At 64.3% G+C, this 17,860-nt stretch carries 21 protein-coding genes; 20 read left to right on the forward strand and 1 reads right to left on the reverse strand.

Features of this window, described 5'->3' with window-relative positions; genetic code table 11:
• The first annotated feature begins 13 nt into the window (after positions 1-13).
• From AB0I53_RS19330 to AB0I53_RS19380, 11 genes are all read left to right on the forward strand, one after another.
• Complete coding sequence (locus tag AB0I53_RS19330; protein ID WP_358604368.1) at positions 14-745, forward strand: type II secretion system F family protein; 732 nt, start codon at positions 14-16, stop codon at positions 743-745.
• Positions 742-1,635 (forward strand): pilus assembly protein TadB, encoded by an 894-nt coding sequence (locus AB0I53_RS19335; protein WP_358604370.1) that lies wholly within the window; start codon positions 742-744, stop codon positions 1,633-1,635. Before AB0I53_RS19330 ends, AB0I53_RS19335 begins: the two co-directional genes overlap by 4 nt.
• A gap of 41 nt (positions 1,636-1,676) precedes the next feature.
• On the forward strand, positions 1,677-1,910 hold the full coding sequence (locus tag AB0I53_RS19340; protein ID WP_358604373.1) for a hypothetical protein: 234 nt from the start codon (positions 1,677-1,679) through the stop codon (positions 1,908-1,910).
• 85 nt (positions 1,911-1,995) lie between these two features.
• The gene (locus AB0I53_RS19345) at positions 1,996-2,358 is read left to right on the forward strand and encodes a TadE/TadG family type IV pilus assembly protein (protein WP_358604376.1); all 363 of its coding nucleotides are present in this window, start codon (positions 1,996-1,998) and stop codon (positions 2,356-2,358) included.
• Positions 2,355-2,783 carry a TadE family protein gene (locus AB0I53_RS19350; protein WP_358604378.1) on the forward strand — a complete coding sequence of 143 codons (429 nt, stop codon included), beginning with the start codon at positions 2,355-2,357 and terminating at the stop codon, positions 2,781-2,783. The genes AB0I53_RS19345 and AB0I53_RS19350 overlap by 4 nt, the downstream gene beginning before the upstream one ends.
• A complete protein-coding gene (locus AB0I53_RS19355; RefSeq protein WP_358604381.1) occupies positions 2,780-3,199 on the forward strand; it encodes a hypothetical protein in 420 nt (139 codons plus the stop codon). Before AB0I53_RS19350 ends, AB0I53_RS19355 begins: the two co-directional genes overlap by 4 nt.
• Positions 3,200-3,774: 575 nt before the next feature.
• A complete protein-coding gene (locus AB0I53_RS19360) occupies positions 3,775-6,114 on the forward strand; it encodes a LysM peptidoglycan-binding domain-containing protein (protein ID WP_358604383.1) in 2,340 nt (779 codons plus the stop codon).
• Between the two features lie 1,771 nt (positions 6,115-7,885).
• On the forward strand, positions 7,886-8,995 hold the full coding sequence (locus tag AB0I53_RS19365) for a hypothetical protein (RefSeq protein WP_358604386.1): 1,110 nt from the start codon (positions 7,886-7,888) through the stop codon (positions 8,993-8,995).
• Positions 8,983-9,702, forward strand: coding sequence for a class II glutamine amidotransferase (locus AB0I53_RS19370; protein ID WP_358604388.1), 720 nt, complete (start codon positions 8,983-8,985; stop codon positions 9,700-9,702). Before AB0I53_RS19365 ends, AB0I53_RS19370 begins: the two co-directional genes overlap by 13 nt.
• A gap of 101 nt (positions 9,703-9,803) precedes the next feature.
• Positions 9,804-10,196 (forward strand): hypothetical protein, encoded by a 393-nt coding sequence (locus tag AB0I53_RS19375; protein ID WP_358604390.1) that lies wholly within the window; start codon positions 9,804-9,806, stop codon positions 10,194-10,196.
• A gap of 318 nt (positions 10,197-10,514) precedes the next feature.
• Positions 10,515-11,009, forward strand: a complete 495-nt coding sequence (locus AB0I53_RS19380) for a hypothetical protein (protein WP_358604392.1) — start codon at positions 10,515-10,517, stop codon at positions 11,007-11,009.
• Positions 11,010-11,448: 439 nt separating this feature from the next.
• Here the strand turns inward: AB0I53_RS19380 and AB0I53_RS19385 are convergent, their stop codons facing one another.
• On the reverse strand, positions 11,449-11,634 hold the full coding sequence (locus AB0I53_RS19385) for a hypothetical protein (RefSeq protein ID WP_358604393.1): 186 nt from the start codon (positions 11,632-11,634) through the stop codon (positions 11,449-11,451).
• Between the two features lie 440 nt (positions 11,635-12,074).
• On the opposite strand from AB0I53_RS19385, the gene AB0I53_RS19390 reads away from it, so the two are divergent.
• The 9 genes from AB0I53_RS19390 (at position 12,075) to AB0I53_RS19430 (ending at position 17,355) form a co-directional block, all read left to right on the forward strand.
• On the forward strand, positions 12,075-12,395 hold the full coding sequence (locus AB0I53_RS19390; protein ID WP_358604395.1) for a hypothetical protein: 321 nt from the start codon (positions 12,075-12,077) through the stop codon (positions 12,393-12,395).
• Positions 12,396-12,795: 400 nt separating this feature from the next.
• Positions 12,796-13,053, forward strand: a complete 258-nt coding sequence (locus AB0I53_RS19395) for a hypothetical protein (RefSeq protein WP_358604397.1) — start codon at positions 12,796-12,798, stop codon at positions 13,051-13,053.
• Positions 13,043-13,396, forward strand: a complete 354-nt coding sequence (locus AB0I53_RS19400) for a hypothetical protein (RefSeq protein ID WP_358604399.1) — start codon at positions 13,043-13,045, stop codon at positions 13,394-13,396. Before AB0I53_RS19395 ends, AB0I53_RS19400 begins: the two co-directional genes overlap by 11 nt.
• A gap of 179 nt (positions 13,397-13,575) precedes the next feature.
• Positions 13,576-13,782, forward strand: a complete 207-nt coding sequence (locus AB0I53_RS19405; protein ID WP_358604401.1) for a hypothetical protein — start codon at positions 13,576-13,578, stop codon at positions 13,780-13,782.
• 265 nt (positions 13,783-14,047) lie between these two features.
• Positions 14,048-14,398, forward strand: coding sequence for a hypothetical protein (locus AB0I53_RS19410; protein ID WP_358604404.1), 351 nt, complete (start codon positions 14,048-14,050; stop codon positions 14,396-14,398).
• Between the two features lie 247 nt (positions 14,399-14,645).
• Positions 14,646-14,822, forward strand: a complete 177-nt coding sequence (locus tag AB0I53_RS19415) for a hypothetical protein (RefSeq protein ID WP_358604407.1) — start codon at positions 14,646-14,648, stop codon at positions 14,820-14,822.
• Between the two features lie 183 nt (positions 14,823-15,005).
• A complete protein-coding gene (locus AB0I53_RS19420) occupies positions 15,006-15,287 on the forward strand; it encodes a hypothetical protein (protein WP_358604410.1) in 282 nt (93 codons plus the stop codon).
• A 254-nt stretch (positions 15,288-15,541) separates the two neighbouring features.
• Complete coding sequence (locus AB0I53_RS19425) at positions 15,542-16,423, forward strand: DNA-processing protein DprA (protein WP_358604413.1); 882 nt, start codon at positions 15,542-15,544, stop codon at positions 16,421-16,423.
• Positions 16,420-17,355, forward strand: a complete 936-nt coding sequence (locus tag AB0I53_RS19430; RefSeq protein WP_358604416.1) for a YgjP-like metallopeptidase domain-containing protein — start codon at positions 16,420-16,422, stop codon at positions 17,353-17,355. The genes AB0I53_RS19425 and AB0I53_RS19430 overlap by 4 nt, the downstream gene beginning before the upstream one ends.
• Positions 17,356-17,860 lie beyond the last annotated feature (505 nt).

Consider the following 17,860-nt stretch of genomic DNA (forward strand, 5'->3'; position numbering starts at 1 on the left):
GCAAGGCCGTGCGATGCCGTCGTGGTTGGCCCGGTGGTGGCGGCGCGGCGTGCTCGCCGTGGTGCTGGCGATGGTGGTGTGGTGGGTGACCGGGTGGCCGGTGGCCGCCGCAGCCGCCATCGCGGCCGTCGTGGGCCTGCCCGTCGTGCTGGCCTCACGAGGCGCGCGGGAGGCCATCGTGTTGCAGGAAGCCCTTGCGGTGTGGACGAGGCGAGTTGGGGACCTGCTGGCCTCTGGTGCCGGAGGTTTGCACCAGGCTGTCGCTCGCTCAGCCGACACCGCCCCGGAGCCGCTGGCCGCGCCGGTTCGGCGTTTGGCGGACCGGTTGCAGGCCGACAGTCCGGACACGGCGCTGCGGGCCTTTGCCGCGGAGTTCAGTGATCCGGTCGTGGATGAGGTCGTGCTGGCGCTGCTGTTGCGCCTGCGGACCGGTGGACGTGGTTTGGTGGAGATCCTGCACGCCCAAGCCGCCGCGCTGCGCGCCCGCGCCGCGGCGACCCGCGAGGTCGAGGCCGACCGCGCCAAACCCCGCACGACCGTGCGCACCCTCGTCGCAATCACGGCGGTCATGGTCGTCGGGCTGGTGCTCTTCGCCCGCGAGTTCCTCGCCCCCTTCAGCACCTGGACCGGACAAGGCGTTCTAGCCGTCGTGGCAGGCATTTTCGCGGTGTCGCTGTGGCGCATGCACCAGCTCTCCACGCCGCCAGCCAGGCCCCGCTACCTCAACGACGGGAAACCATCATGAACACCGCCCTCGCACTGGCCGCCGGGTTGGGCACCATGCTCGGAATCGGCATCGTCATCGGAGTGCGCGCGGTCGTGGGCCCGGCGCCGATGGACCTTTCCGCCGCGCTCGGCCACCTCGCCACCCGGACCACCGCGTCCGCCCCCGCGGCCGGGTGGCGGGCCTGGCGTGCACGCCTGTCGACCTACGCCACCAACCGCGCCAACCGGGCCCGGAATCCTTGGCTGGGCATCCCCACCCATGACCTCGACCTTCTTGAACGCAGCCCCACCGACTACGTGACCATGCGGCTGCGGTGGGCTGCGAGCAGCCTCGCCGTCGCCACCCTTCTCGCTGTTTCGCTGACGGTCGTGGGCGTGCCGGCAGGGGTGCTGGTGGGGCTCGTGGCCGCCGGCGGGCTGGTCGGGGCCGTGGTGCCGGTCTGGCAGCTCCGCGACCAGGCCGCGGCGGCGCGAGAGGACGCGCGGCGGGCTCTAGCGGTCTACTTGGACCTCGTGGCCCAGCAGCGCACTGCCGGCCACGCCCCCGGCCCGGCGCTGCGCGAAGCCGCCGCAGTCGGCGACCACCGGCTCCTGACCCGACTGCATCGCACCCTCACTCACGCCGAGCACAGTGGACACTCACCGTGGGAAGCGCTCCGCATACTCGGCACCACGATCCGGCTCCCGGAGCTGGTGGCGGTGGCGGACCTGGCGGCCACCGCCGCAGACGGGGCCGCGATCTACACCAGCCTGACCACCCACGCCACCAGCCTCCGCACCGCCGCAATCAGCACCGACAAAGCCGAGGCCAACACCCACACCGAACGCCTCACCCTGCCGGTCACCACGCTCATGCTCGGAATCCTCCTGCTGATCCTCTACCCAGCCGTCACCCGACTCCTGGGCTAACCACCGCAAACCCAGTCCCATCGAATGCGAAAGAGGTCATCATGTCTGTCAATCGTCTACTCCGGAACGCCACGACCGCGCTACTGCTGCTGTCGGTCTGGATCACGCTCGCCACCGAGCACGTCCAGCAGCGCTGGGGCCACGCCCGTTTCGACGACACCGGATCGGAGAGCACCGAAAAAGCCGTGCTCACCGCGATCGGACTGGCAGCCGCACTCGGACTCGGCGCCGCCATCACTGCAGTCGTCCAGAAATACCAAGGCCAAATCCACTAACCCGCAAAAGGGGGCGGCAGCGATGAAAACCCTGATGCGCCACACACATCCCCGCCAGGCATCTGGGGCCCGGGATGCGGGGTCGGTGGCGGTGGAGCTGGCCGTGCTCGCGCCACTGGCGCTGGTCCTGCTCGTCACGGTCCTGCAGGCCGGGCTGTGGTGGCACACCCGCACCCTCTGCCACGCGGCCGCCCAACACGGCGTGCAGGCCGCCCGCACGGTCACCGGCACCGCCGGTGACGCCCACACCGCCGCCACCAACTTCCTCAACCGAGCCGGCGGCCTCGTAGGCGACCCGGTCGTCACCGCCACTGTTGACGCCCGCCAAGTGCGCGTGCAGGTCGCGGCCACCGCACCACGGATCCTGCCCATCCCCGGCCTTGAGCACATCGAGCAGGAAGCGCGCGCGGCCAAAGAACGCTTCACCACCCCCGGAGAGTCACCGTGAACCGCCGATCCTCCGATGCCGGTTCAGCCAGCGTGGAGCTGGCGATCCTGACACCGATGCTGCTCATGCTGGTCGTGCTGGTCATCGCCGGCGGGCGCATCGTCACCGCCGACCTCGCCATGGAACACGCCGCCACAGCCGCCGCCCGGTCCGCCAGCCTGGCCCGCACCCCCGCCGCAGCCCATTCCACCGCAACCAGTACCGGAACCCGCGCCCTCGCCGAGCAGAACCTCACCTGCGCCGGCCTCCAGGTGACCGCAGACACCAGCGGCTTCGGCCAACCCGGGGGCCCAGGGACCGTCACGGTGACCCTGCGCTGCGCGGTGTCGCTGGCCGACCTCACCGGCATCCCGGGCCTGCAGGCCGGCATCCCGCTGCGCGCGGTGTTCACCAGTCCTGTCGATCCGTACCGGAGCCGAACATGATCCTCCACATCAGACACGCGAAGGACGAGGGATCGGTCAGTGTGCTGGTCGCGGTCCTGGTGCCTTGCCTGCTGCTGGTGTTCGCGCTCCTCGTCGACGGCGCCGACCGGCTCCGCGTCCTGGCGCGCGCGGATGCCGTCGCAGCCGAAGCCGCTCGCGCCGCGCTCACCGCCCTGAACACCCGCGGCACCACCCTCAGCCTCGACTCCCACTCCGCCACCGCGGCCGCGCGGCGATACCTCGCCGACACCAGCCACACCGGCACAGTCACCCTGGATGGCGCCACGACCGTCCGCGTCACGGTCACCTTCTCCGAGCCTGCGAAGATCGGGCTGCTGTGGCCCAGCCACACCGTCACCGGGCACGCGACCGCCGCGCTCGCCACCGGCACTCACAGCGCGGGTGGCCTGTCATGAGCCGGGTTCGGATCGTCTTCGCCGGGCTCGGGATCCTCGCCTTGCTAGCTGGGATGCCGGTGATCCTGACCCTCACTGGCCGCCTCGTCACCATTCCCGACCTGACCTGGCCGGCACTGGACACCTCGTACTGGGCACCGCCGATCCGCGACCAACTCACGGTCTGGGCCGAGGACACCTGGCACACCCTGCGCCTGGATCTCCGCGCCGACGGTGCGCTCCTGCTCGTCATCCTCACCACCGGGTGGATCACCTGGGCGTGCCTGATGTGGTGGACCCTCAGCGACCTCTTTCTCCTGGCCCGCTATGGAACTCGCGTCCTGCGCGAACGCCTTCCACGCTCCGGGCCCCGTGGGTGGATCGCCGCTGTGCTCGCCAGCACGGTGATCTCCCTGAGCGGGCCGTCCGCCTCGGCGGCACCCGCGGCCGACCGGGCCGCGGTCACCGCACCACGGCATCCCTCCGGTGGTGTCCTGCCCTTCCCCAGCAGCGACACCACAACGCTGGGTTCGGGCGGCTACGCCGACCCCACCCCGCCGCCCGAACCCAGCACCCCCACACACATCGACGACACCATGTGCCCGGACTGCCCCCGCTACCGTGTCGCCGGCGGCGACACCCTCTGGGACCTCGCCCAACGCCACCTCGCCAACCCCCACCGGTGGACCGAAATTCGTGACCTCAACGCCGACCGCATCGGCGACCCCCGCCACCTCCAGCCAGGCTGGGTCCTCCTCCTGCCACCCGACGCCACCCACCTGCCCACCCCCGAAGCCATCCCGGAGGACGCGCAGCGGGTCACGACCGTGCCCGGCGAAACCCTCACCACCCTCGCCGAACGCCACCTCGGCGACGCCGGCCGGTGGGAGGAGATCTTCCGGCTCAACGCCCACCACCCACAACCAGACGGACGCGTCCTGCGCGACCCGAACCTTGTTTTCCCCGGCTGGTCTCTCGCGCTCCCGGCCACCGACAATGACCACAACGGCGAAGCCCCCGTCAACCCGGACGCCGAAGCTGCACAAGCAGGTCCCCAGCCGCAGCCAGCGCCAATGCCTGACCGGCAACAGCCCCCGGGGCGTGCCGTCACCACAACCTCCGGCACCGCACTCTCCATTGGCAGCAGCGGGCTCGTTGCCGCAAGTCTGGCCGCTGCCGTGGCGCTGGCCTTGCTCGTCCGCCGCCGACGACGGATACGGACCTACCGGCCGGGACGTGGCGATCGCGCTCCGCTGCCGACACTCGCACCCGCCGTGCACGCACTGCGATCAGCGTTCGACGAAGACCAGATCTCGACCCGCCATGCCGGCCACGACAAGACCGAGCCGATCACGCCTTCGCCCGACAGCCATGCAGACCTTTCCAGGACTGTCTCGTCAGCGCAGGACGTCGAGGTCGGAGTTCGTGACGGCCAGGCTCGTGCGCTTGACCTCGCCGCCGTCCACGGGCTGGGCCTGACTGGACCAGGCGCTGAGGCCGCCGCGCGCGCTCTCCTGGTTCAGCTTCTTGCCACAACGAACGCCACCATCATCATTCCCGATCGCGACGTCCACTCCCTGATCTCGGGAGGCTTGCCCACCTCACCGCGGCTGCGCATCACGGCGGACCTGGCCGACGCAACCACCTACCTTGCCAGTCACCACACTCCCGCCGGTGGAACACACGAGCGGGACAAGCTCGACGTCGTGCTGGTCGCCGGCACCGACCGGCACAACCCACGACTACAGGCGATTCTCGACAACGGCGCCGCGCGCGGCATCGCAGGCATCCTGCTCGGCAGCTGGCCGGACGGAGCCACCGTGCACGTGATAGCCGACGGCCTCGTCACCGCGACGAGCTCAACCGTCGACGACCTGCGCGGTACACACTTGTTCCACCTCGACGCCACCGACACCCGCGACCTCATCGACCTGCTCACCGACACCACGACGCTCCACCCGAACACCGAGCACGCAGAGCCGGAGACCACGACCAAACCCGAGGCCGAAGAAGTCGGAACTCACGTGGACGACACCGACGACACCAGCATCGCTGATGGCGCGGACGACCATGCAGACCCGCCTTCGAACAGCGGGGAAGACCGCACACCGAGCGCGACCGGGATGGTCACGGCTGCCGAATTGGCCCATCCTGCCGACCAGGACGATCGGCCTGTAACGATTGGGGTATTCGGGCCAGTCACACTGACCTGGCGTTCACCGGACGGCGAGGACCACGACATCACCTCAGCGTTGGCCCCCAAACACAAAGCGCTGCTGGTGTTCCTCGCCTTGCATCCCAACGGCACATCCCGTGCAGCAGTCCGCGAAGCCCTATGGCCGGATGCCCGCGGTCGCCGCCCCTACAACGCGTTCTACGCGAGCCTGTCCCAGATCCGCAAAGCCCTCACCGAAATCACCGATGACCACGCTGCCGACGTGATCGCACAGCACGAGGAGACAGTCACACTCAAAACCGACCTCGTGACGGTCGACTACTGGCAACTGCGCCAAGCCGAACATGACCGCAACATCGCAACCACCAGCGAGCAACGAATGGCAGCGTGGTCCCGCATCGCGACCACCTACCGCGGAGAACTCGCCGACGGAATGTCCGCACTCTGGCTGGACGGCCCCCGCGAAGACGCCCACCGCACCGCCCTCGACGCCCTCGCCGGCATGGCCGCCCACTACCGCGGACACGACCCCCACCGACAACTCCAGCTCCTCGAACACGCCCGCATGCTCAACCCCGAAAACGAAGCCATCTACCGCGACATCATGCGCGTCCAAGCCGAACTCGGACTCACCGACGCCATCAGCCGCACCGTTCACCTGCTCACCACCAACCTCGCCGATATCGGCGAGCGACCTGATTCCAGAACCCTGGCACTCGCCCGAGCACTGCAGACCCGATACCAACAAGCAGTGACCTAAAGAAGTTCATGAGTATTCACCTCGACCCTTCGAATACCAGCCTCCACTCAAGCACGAAAACATTGGCACAATGAGCTATGATTTGTCGCAACCCACGCGGCAAATACACAGCTCAGTCAATGCAGTAACTGAACCTTGCGATCAGGTCGCACCAGAAAGAATAAGTGGCCGTCGCGGCCGGCTCGACAAATTCAAAGTCTCTTGTTCATGTCTGCGGTTGCCACAGAAGCCAGCCGCAGCATCTCTTTGTCAAACCACGCCATCTCCTGGGCCTAAACCTTCACCGATCCATATGTCCAATCATATGCCCACTCATGCACCCGTTCATCTACGCCTTAATCAGGAAGCTCCACCAAGTCGCCTTTCGCTGGTCACAGCGCCAGGGCCCCTACCTCACCCTACCCAGCCTCGGTACCCCACGGGAACCTGTTGACGACTGAAGAAGAAGGACAACAGGTAATCCCCGAAATACGACTCAAGAACCTAGGCGAAAGCATCATTCACCCCCTGCATCGCGGAGCCAAAGCCAAGCCGGGAAGACGATCGCAAACCGCCGACGCCGTAGACAGATCGGAGCACTGATCAACCAGGCAGCCGAACATGATGAGTCCATTCGTCGCCAGGTCAGCCAATTCCCCTCCGATCAGCTTGTCAATACCCCGAAAGAGTTGCGGGCATTTCCTCCCAATCTCTCACGCGGAGCATTTGCAGTCACGCGCAGCAACTATGCGCACCTGTGCCAGCTCGCCATCTTCGGTTGAGCCTGCCCGCGCGACCTTGAGCCCGAAAATATCTCACATACCCCCACGTCAAACGCATCCGACCTGCCCTTTCGGTTATTCAGATCACGAAACAATAACGGAGAGCGACTCCAAGTTGCACAGTGTCCTGTTTAAGTGTGTAATAGACATGTTAACAGGACAGGATGAGGAGTTGGTGAGGACCAGGGCACGGCGTCCCTGCGAGTCAATTACCACTGCCACGCTCCTGAATGACATACCGACTGCATCGCGCAGTCATGCGGCCCGAACGGGCCGTGCGATAACAGAGCAGCTAGCCCACGTTCCTGACGTGGTCCGCGTTTGTGAATGCTAGATGTGCTTGCGCCACTCGTCCACGAGTGGAATGCCGCCCCTAAGCGCACAAGCCAGCGCCAGCTAGTCAGGTCCGATAAGAGGTCACTGGACGCGCAGAGCGTCCACCGCGTGAGCGGGACAGATTAATGGGGTTAGTTGACGTGCCAAGTTCTGGCACGGAAAAGCGTGGCCGGTGTGGATACCGAGATCACGTGATATAGCACCGCACCCGTGGGGATACCTAGGCGAGCGTGACGAACGCGACGACCCTAGCGACAACGTCGTGATCCGAAGGATGACAGGAATGCAGCGGGGGCGGACAGCACCGGCCTAGTGACAGTAGGCCAACGCATATCGCAACAGGCGTGCCGCGCGGCGGAAAAGCAAACGTGCAGTTCTTCGTACGTAAGCCAGCGACCATGCGGCACGCCTTAACTGATGGCGCGGCTCAAAAAGTGTTGAGAGTCATCCCAAATGCAGACACAAGTAGCCTACCAAAGGAGAGGGTTCGCGAAATTTTCGCAGAAAACCCTCCCCCCACATGGCTAATGTCGCATCTTGGGGTGTACGGGTTCACGCCCCGTTCGTGCCACTGCGCGCGTCGACAATTGAGCGTCGCGCACGTAAAGGCGAGCCCTGACAGGGAATTCCGGTCCCTGCCAGGGCTCTTGACATACCAGAGAGGTAGCTCTGTTATGCCCGCCACCATTATAGATGACCAGATCGAGTGCGATCAATGTGGTGATCAGGTCTCGGAAACGTGCTTGGTGGATAGCTACACCATGTGCACGGTTTGCGCCGACGATTACCCGATCTGCGAGCACTGCGATCGATGTTCTGAAAGTACCTTCGAGACGGTAGACGGCGGCAATATCTGTGCCCCCTGCGCCCGATTGATCTACACGCGGTGCGAACACTGCAATCTATTCGCCCGCGACCTTCGGTGGACTGCCGACGGAACCGATGTATGCGATTCCTGCGCGGACGACTTCTGGGATTGCGAGGGCTGTGGAGACCTGACGCGCTATGCATCCCTCTGTGAGGCATGCGAAAGGGACGACAACGACAGCTCCGATTTGATCGAACGCTACTCGTACAAACCTGTACCGAGGTTTCACGGTCACGGTCCGGTCTTTCTTGGACTAGAACTGGAGATCAACACCCCGAGCGGCGAGAAGCGGGACTGCGCCGAAATGGCACTGCGCCACTTGGGCAGCCTGGGATACCTCAAAGAGGATTGTTCAATAGATCTCGGTTTCGAGATTGTGACACATCCAATGTCCCACGACTGGGCAATGGATCATTTTCCCTGGCGAGGGCTCTCTGATCTCGCAGACGCCGGGGCCGATGGTTTCGAAAACGGCATGCACGTCCATATCAGCCGTGATTCCTTTGATTCACCGTCCCACGTCTACCGCTGGATGAAATTTCTACACAGGAACGCGAAGCAAGTAACAATTCTTGCGCGCCGCACCTCGGAGCAGTGGGCAGCCTTTTACGAGTCCGACCGAAGGCATATCAAGGATTATGCCAAGGGGTTCAAAGGTGATCGATACCGCGCGATCAACACCCAAAATGACCACACATTCGAGCTCCGTATTTTCGCCAGCACGGTGAAGCCGCGTGAAGTAAAAGCAGCGTTGGGCTTGTCGGCAGCATCGGTGGAATATACGCGAACACTCCGTGTCTCGGATGTCGTCCACCGTGGCGGGTGGACGTGGCGGGCTTTCGTGTCATGGCTCCGCGAACACCCTGAGTATGCGCCGCTTTCGCGCGAGCTTGAGGAGCTGGCATGTGCCTCCTGACTTACTACCCGCAGGGTGTGGCACCGCAAACGGACGCACTTTTGAACGGCGCGCATCTCAACAACGATGGCCACGGTTTTGCCATTGTGGCAGGTAGCCAAATCGAAGTCCGGCGCAGCATGAACCCCGAAAAACTAGTGGAATCCTTCGAACGCATGCGCAAGAAGAATCTTGACGGCCCAGCGTTGTTTCACAGTCGTCTCAGCACACACGGTTCTATCGGCGTCCAAAATTGCCACCCATTCTTCATGGGCGATCGGCGTACCGTTGTTGCACATAACGGTATCCTGCCAAAAGAGGTGCACCCCCAACGGGGAGACAATAGATCAGACACTCGAGTTGCCGCTGAGGACTTTCTGCCGAACAGCTCGTTCGGGTCATTCGCCACTCGAGCGGGACGACGTCGCCTGACTCAATGGCTGGGCAGAGGAAACAAGCTGGCGATCTTGACAGTCGATCCACGCTATCGAAAAAGTTCTTACCTCTTTAACGAAGAGTGCGGAATCTGGGACGACGGCGTCTGGTATTCAAACTTCGGCTATCTCGAGCCATTGCATGATTTCAGCGACGGGTGTCCACTTTGCGAGTCTGCCGCAGAGATGGTTGACATCTACGGGTTCTGTGAGATTTGCGGCTGCTGCGTGGACTGCGAAGAGTACGTGGAGTCGTGCTGCTGCTATGTGCCTGCCATGCAGGCCCGTGGGTAGAGATTTCCAGAAAGTCGCGGACGTGCAGTTTTGCGCTGGACAATCCTGCGGTTTTGTCCAGCGTCTTCTGCCACGGATACAGCCTTTGAATTCGGAGAGACATGACGGTGATGAAGGTAGACGCCTTCGAAAGTTGCAAACAGCGCGCGAAAGAGTTGGGGCAACAACACGGCAAGACCCAGGCGACGTGGCTGGTGGATATGAACGCAAGCGCTGAGTCGGCGCGGCGGGCGCTCCAGATGTACGAGGACGATGACGCAGATTTCTTCGATGTCTTCGATCCCCACGTTCCGTTGTCCGGCGAGTACGCCGACGACTACAGCACCGCAGAACTGTTCGAGGAGTGCGGATACTACAGATCCGGCCTTCACCAGAGCGACGTTGTGGCGGCCGTGGAGGCCGAAGCGGAGTTGGCCGACGCCTACGAGTTCGAGTACTTCGGCGCCTGCACTGACGAAGTGGTGCGGTTGCTGGGCATTCTGGCGGAGGCGTGAGAGCCCTGGGGTCATTAAGAAATCCTCAGCGGGTCACCGGTGGCGATAGGGCCGGAAGCCGCAGAAAGCAGGAGCAATGTCTGAGCATCCACGCTACCGGTGGGAGGGCAATTCCCACGTTCCCGACGACCTTCCGGAAGAAGGCGACCGCTGCAAGTACTGCGGACTCTCCATCACTTGGATCGGCCCAGGCCAGTACGACTGGGAGCTTGCCGACGAGGGACCGGAGACGAACCGACCGGCCGTGACGCACAACAAAGTCGCGGCGCCGACAGGCCTGAGGAGCCGAGGACGACGCCTGGAGGCGGAGGGACCAGCATGACCGAACCGAACACGCGCCTCGTCTACGGTTCCAGCTTGGAGCCAGGGCACACGATGTGGGTGAACAACCGGCACGGCTGGGGTGTGGTGCTCAACGCCGCGACATCGGCCGACGACCAGGGTCGGCGGGTCTTTGAGGTTCAGTGTGCAGACGGTGAGGTGCGTACCTTCCGGCGTTCCGACCGAGGAATGGTCAAGGTACGGCGGCCGGGGCCGGTGACGCGTCGCTTGGCGGAGGCGGTGCTGGCCGAAGTCAAGAAGGCTTGGCGGTCGAGCATGCCGGAGGACGGACCGACCCTCCGGGACTACACGCATGGAGAGGTCAGCTCGCCAGGCTCCTGGTCGATCGACTGGGAGGATGTCGATGCCCCCTATAACTGGCCGTGGCTGTTCACCGAACGCCAGCACGCCGAACGGACCGTGCCCCTCGGAGTGCACCTGGAAGCGATCAGCGGCGTGGTCCTCGGGATCTACCCGAATGACACGGCATGAGCACTCGTTGCCCCAAGCTGCCAGCAATACATCCGCTCGCTGGGGCGTGTCCGGTTTTCTTGGCTCCGCGAAAACCGAAAGGAATGACCGACATGGCAGACGCGACGTACCGAGTGACTGACGCGGACGGCAGGGAGATCCAGGCCAGCGACCAGGTGACGAGTTTCCGCGGGGAGACTGCGATCTTCGTCCGTGTCGCGCGAGGCACGGAGTACAACGGCACGGCGAGGTCTCGGTGCGCTGGCCGGACGGATTCGAGCACGACTACTACGACCGAGTGTTCAACCTGACGGTGTCGACGATCAAGGACCAACCGCTGACAGCGGGAGTACCCGGAGAAATCTACGACTAGCTGGCGAGGGCATCGTCAACACGGACATCGACCGCAGCAAGGGCTCCGGGAAGGGCTCGCCATGGCGAGCCCGGTCAAGAAGGTTCGTCACGGTGGGCAATGGGTGGTCACGGCCTGCCCTGCGGAACTGTGAAACTCGGCGATCCCATAGACAGTGTTGCCGACGTCGTCGCTGTGAAGCCGCCAACGGAACGCGCCCAGGACGATCGCCACCACCAACTCCAGGCCTGCCGGACGGCACTCCGACAGATCAGCGCGGCGCCCGGCGAGCACTTCCCGAACATATGAATCCGCAAGGCATGAAGGTTCCTCGGCAGCTGGTGGCCTGGCATCCGGCCTTGATCGCTTTCCTGCGCACTAGTGATCCCCGTGGCATCGGAGTTACTAGGCCGCTGACTGTCGATCCCACTGCACCGACCGAGAAGCTTCTGGGGCCAAGGCTTTCCGTGTTCGGCCCCTTCGACAAGGAAGCACACGAAAGTGAAGCTCTGCACAGGAACACAACAATGACCGACACAACCGTACCTCCGATCCCGGCGTGGCTAGCACATCTACCGACCGTCGGCGGCTTGGTAGTCCCGTGGATCACCCCTCGTACCGCAGACGGCCGATACCTCTTCGGGTTCGTAGACCGGACTCGCATGAGAGATGCCCTTCGGCGCGGATGGTGCGGAGTGTGTGGCCAACAGCTAGGCGACCGCCTCGTACTGCTGATGCGACTGTCCGATCTGCCGCGCCAGTGCACCAACGAACCGGCTCTGCATCCCCAGTGCGCCGCATACACCGTCACGGCTTGTCCAATGGTCGGTGGACGTCTCACTCACTACCGGGCAACCCTGCCGCAGCTCGACTCGACCATGATGCCGGCACCGGACGCAACGGCGCGCCATGGCGCACGAGCCGAGCCGTGGTTCGCCGTATGGCTAACCGCGTACCAGGTCGTCACCAATCACGGCCACCTCATGGCGTCCTACGCCGACAAGCGGCCCCTACGGATCAAGCCGATCACCTGGCGGCTTTTCGGGCTCTTCTGATGCAGCGTCCCGCCTCGCTGAGTTGACCACACCGCCACCACCTAGAGCGACGACACCTCTACGACATCCCAGCCCTCGTCACATCCACTGCGTTCGTGGATGAACATGACCTGCACCGACGCGTCACACCCTCAACCCGCTTGCGTCGTCCAGTTTCGCTGGCTCCGCCTGAAGATCTGCACACCACTGGCTCGCAATCTTTCGCCGCGCCGGCCCACCCGCTTGTGGCGGTGTGGCCCCGGGGATCGCCTTTTGGCAGGTCGGTGAGGACACCGAGCCGCGTGTAGCAACGCAGCATCCAACACACCGCACTAGGCAAGAAACCGTATCTCATCGGAGAAATCACATTGAGTAGCAATGAATTTGACTGGATCCGTATCGAGCACAGGAGGTGGCCGCAATGGATGAGCTGATCAGGATCAGCGCCTACGCCCAGGATGGACAGCCGGTCCAGTCCTTCTTTGTCAACGGAATCGAGGTCATTCCGCGCAGGGATATCCAGGTTACCCCGGATGACCAGCTGCTACGCCACGACGCGGACAGCTATCGACGGAAGATGCAGGACGCGATGCGTGAGCTGCCGCCCTCGGCCGCGATCACGCTCGGCCAATGGACAGAAGAAACGATCGAGCTGGGAGGCGTCCGTGGTGGGGTCTGAAGATCGTTCGCTGCTGGCGTGGGCCGACGAACCGGTCGACGGCGCGCCGATATCTGCGGTGAAGGCGATTCTTGCGCGGCCAACCGACTTGCACCCGCGACTGCGGCCCGACGACCCCAAGAACGTGCAGCACGACAACACGCTGCGTGCGCAGTGGGCAGCGCACGCACTAGCAGCCCGAATTGAGCAGGTGCATGGGTCGGATGACCAACCGCTCGAGACCGTGGTTGAGGATCTGGTGGCCGATCTATGGCACTTCTGCGACGCATTCGGCATCAACTTCGAAGAGATCATCGAGAAGGGGGCGGAGCGACACGCAGACGAAGCAGCCGGCGAAATATGAGCGCCCAGTGTCTAGGTGCTAGCCCGGAACCAGCTAGCAACCGAGATGTCGCCCAAATCTCGGGAGCTCGGTGCTGCAGGAGGCGCCCGTATTTCCTGCCAATGCTGGCATCCCTGGACGGAGAGGTGTGACAGCAACCCGCTGATTCCACGCCACACGACAATACCCTGGAGGGAACGATGCCGAAGTACACCGTCACCGGTCTACGTAACCAGACCACGAAAGCCGTGCTCATTTCGGCCGTCTTTGACGGCCGCCCAAGGGAGGTTTCAACACGGACCAGATCCGGAGACTGGGGCCAGTGGACCCGATTCGCCGAAGTCGTCGACGCCGCAAACCCCACCCGAGCCGAAGCGACCGTCAACGCTCACTTCATCACGCGCTGACAGTCGCAGCGTTGCTTGTCCCATCTTCGAGCGCCACGACCTCCACCCGGCGCAGCCGGTGGACGGTCGTGGCGGTTCGCTGGCTTCCATGTTTGACCACCACACACGAAGCTGAGGTTCCGGACGGGTCCAGTCAGGCACCGGTCTTCCTAGCCTCACCGTTGGCGGCGCGTTCGCCGGACGACGGCTGGCTTTGTCAATACCTCAGGCGCTGGACATCTGATTCCTCGAAGTGCTCCCCAAACCGCGTGAGAAGAGTGTCACCATGCTATTCCCCCACAACGACGATCAGGTCGTCAACTACAGAGTCACCGACGCCGTCGACCTCAACCGACTCGTACCCGGCGCACAGGCGTACCGCTACACCTCCGTCACATCCGTCGGCCAGCTCGACGTGATCGTGCCGTGCTGCGGCCGGATCTCGCGGTTCAGCGGCGATTTCGTGCACGCCGTCCATCTGGTCTTGTGTACCAACTGTGCATTGACATACGACGTAGGCGTAATCGACGAAAACGACGGTGGCTTCGTCGCCCTGTTCACCGTCCGCGGCGAGCGGCCCGTCGTGGCCCGGCGACGCAGCGACCACTGGCTTGCCCGCCAGTACCAGAGCTGCTGACTCTGCAGCAAATCCTTGCCCGCGGCCCGGACACTCGCCACCCGACCGCCGCCGACACATCCACCATCACCGAAGCATGGCTGCACGCGTTCTACGGTGCCGATAGCACCGGCTCCCCAGGGCTGGTGTGACGGCAACGCGGCTCTAACCGTTACACCAGAACATCATCGGCCGAGCGCGTCCGGCCGCTCGGTCGAGCGCTCGCTCTCGTCGTCGAATTTCCTTCTATGAAAGGATTCATATGGCCATGTTCGTGTTGGACAAGGCACACATCGACGGACTCGTCCATGCGGGAATCCGGCTCGGCATGATCGATGTTGCCGACGCGAACGCCACGGGCCGGATGCTGCTAGACCAGCACTACCGCTGTCCCGGATTCGTCAACGGCAGTATGCCCTCCGACTACACCGTTCAGACCGCGTAGTTCCTGTTCCATTTGGTCGCCATATTCAAGCTAGTCGACTGCTACGACTACCAAGCGAGCGAAAGCCGAGGATGGGACAAAAGCCCGGCCAGGGCGTGGTCTCACCACTTGCGCAACGAAGCCCTGAGACGACTTCCCGACGCAGCCACGCGGGCCATACGTATCGCAGGAATCGAGTACTAGATGTACGAGACGCTCCAGTCCTGGGTGGACACGCCGTGGGGTATCACTTCTCTGGACCAGATTCCGGGTATCGGTGACGAAAGCATCGCTATTCCCGCGACAAGGAAGGGATTTCCTGTCAACATCCTCACAGGACCGTATGGGTCTTGTTCCAACGGAGGGTTGGCCTCACGAGTCCGCGGGGTCGTGATCGTCGAAATCGACGGCGACGATGTTCCCGACTTCGCACGCCTCACCGAGCCACGCCAGGATGCTCCGGCGGTGTCGCTGCGGTCCGAGTAGGGCAGGCATATCGCGCGCCCGGCGGACTCACCGGGCCAGTGGTTCATGGCGTCCGGTGCCTTCCTGCACTCCAGTGATTCCCGGTGGGCCGAGCTGGTCGGCCACTCGTTGCCGATCCCGCTGCACGACCGCACCGAGTAAGGCGGATCCTGCGCCGCTCCTTCCTTCCCCCGTACATGGGCTCTGCCGACACGGGTTTCCCATCGGCGCGGCCTGTTCCGTCCCTATTCGCTTCGTGACAAGGAGCGCCGCCCATGACCATCACCGACCTTCTTGCCGCTCGTGCGTTTCTCCTGCGCGCCACCGAACCGCCCGCTCCAGCTGTCGGCGCGTTCGTCGTCGCACACGGACCGGTGGAAGCGGTCAAACGCATTCGGTCCGGGGCTGCACCGCAGGCGGTCCTGCAGGAGATCTGCAACCCGCAGTCCCGTATCGATGACGACCTGGCGGCGATCGATGCCGGCCGATTCCGGCTGCTGACTCCGGACGATCCCGGCTGGCCGCACGGTGCGTTCCACAGCCTGTCGGAACACGGCCTCGGCGCTCCCCTAGGTCTCTGGGTTCGTGGCAACGCCGGCCTGGCTGAAAGCACACGTGCGGCCGTGTCCGTGGTAGGCAGCCGCGCGGCCACCGGCTACGGCGAACACGTCGCCAAGACCCTTGGCATGGATCTGTCCCGGTCAGGTGTCACCGTCCTGGCCAGCGGTGCCTACGGCATCGACGGCCACGCCCACTGCGGCGCACTGCTCGGCCCCACACCTCCGATCGCGGTCCTGGCCTGCGGCGTCGACGTCACCTACCCCCTGGGACATGCCCGGTTGCTGGATTCGGTCGCGCACAACGGACTGCTGATCAGCGAGTACCCCTTCGGTACGAGGCCCACTCGGCCCCGGTTCGCAGCCCGGGGCCGGCTGCTGGCAGCCCTCGGGGTGGCGACCGTCGTCGTAGAGGCCGGCCTCCGCAGCGGTGCTGTGGCCGTTGCCTATACCGCCGCGGCGCTGGGCCGTCGCGTCTACGGCGTTCCCAGCCCGATCACCTCCGCCACATCGACCGGCGTTACTGACCTGTTTCGGGCCGGCGTTGCCACTCCTATAGCCGCAGCCGACCACATCACCCATCAGGAAGGCATCCGATGACCGAACACTTCGAGTGGGCTGCCCACATCGAGCAGGCGGTGGCTAGCGTCGACCTTACGAAAGACTGGGACCTTCATGTCGAGATCCGGCCCCGCCGTAGCACTCTCGGGCTCGAACTCAAGCCGGGCGAACCAGTAAGGGTGCTGGTGCCGCCGCACGCCACCCCGGAACAAGTCGCGGATTTCGTCCGCCGCTACCAGAGCTGGCTCGCGAGGAACATACCCGAAGCTCGGCAGCTCGCCCCAGATTTCGCGATCAAGGAATTCGTCGATGGCGAGGAGTTCGATCTTCTCGGCCGGACCTACCGGCTCCGGCTCACCGAGGGCGGCACGCCTGCACGAACCGAGCGCGTGGTCCACGCCCTGGGAGCCACGGATTTCCTCTACATCCCGCACACCCGGCTCGAGGCGCCCCGTCATGCGATGATCACGCTCTACAGCGACCGTGGAGTGGCGTGGACTAGAGAGCATGGTGAGCCGTACGAACGCCGCGGCGCCATCCAGGGCGTGCGATATGAAGTCCGCAGCCTCGGCAGTCGCCGCTGGGCGCCGACAGCCGCGACGACGCCCTGCCATCGAGAGGTCGCGGCTTCTGACCAGCGGCGCAGTCACAGCCGAGCTGTTCGCGGGGCGAGCCCTATCCGGTATCGGCATGGGCGCAGAGATGACGCTGATCGGCCCGTGAATCTCCGAGTTCCAGCCCGCACGCCATCGCAGGCGCATTGTCGCCCGAACCGTCGCCTTCCTCACCTTCAGCGACCTCCGGGCCAGAGTCCTCGGCGGATCCGGCCCCGTACGGCTCGAAGACCGCCATACCGACTGACAAGGACCCCGCATTCTGTACGTGGAACACCTTGCTGCGGAACCGCCACGTTTTGCTGGGGCACTTCCCCAAGATGGCGACCAACTCGCGGAGCTGGTGACGGGTTCTGATCTTGGCGTCGATGCTCACCTACTGGTGCCCGTGATGGTGACCAGCTCGTGGAGCCGGTGAGAGGGGGAATTCGCCGTCGGCGTCGGCGCGCTGAATGCCCCCGTGATGGTGACCAGCTCACGTAGCTGGTAGCTGGTGGGAGTCGTGGCGTCCGGGCGCTGCACACCCAAGCAGATGTACCCGTGATGGTGACCAGCTCGTGGAGCTGGTGAGAGGCGGCACCGCGCATAGCGCCAGCTGGGCGCGGGTGATCCCGTGATGGTGACCAGCTCGTGGAGCTGGTGAGAGGTTCCCGGTGTGCGCCGGGTCGCGCATGTCCAGCAGCCCGTGATGGTGACCAGCTTGTGGAGCTGGTGAGAGGCCTGTTGTTTCACAATACCTGTGACCTGGGGTTTCAGAGATCGTCGCGAGCGGTGGTTGTTGAAGATCGTTCTTTTGCTGGTCTCAAAGGTCGATTGCAGAAGTGCGGGTTCATGACGTGCGGTAACAGGTTGCGAGCGGTGA

The sequence above is a fragment of the Saccharopolyspora sp. NPDC050389 genome (assembly GCF_040655595.1).
In the GTDB taxonomy this organism is placed as follows: Bacteria; Actinomycetota; Actinomycetes; order Mycobacteriales; family Pseudonocardiaceae; genus Saccharopolyspora.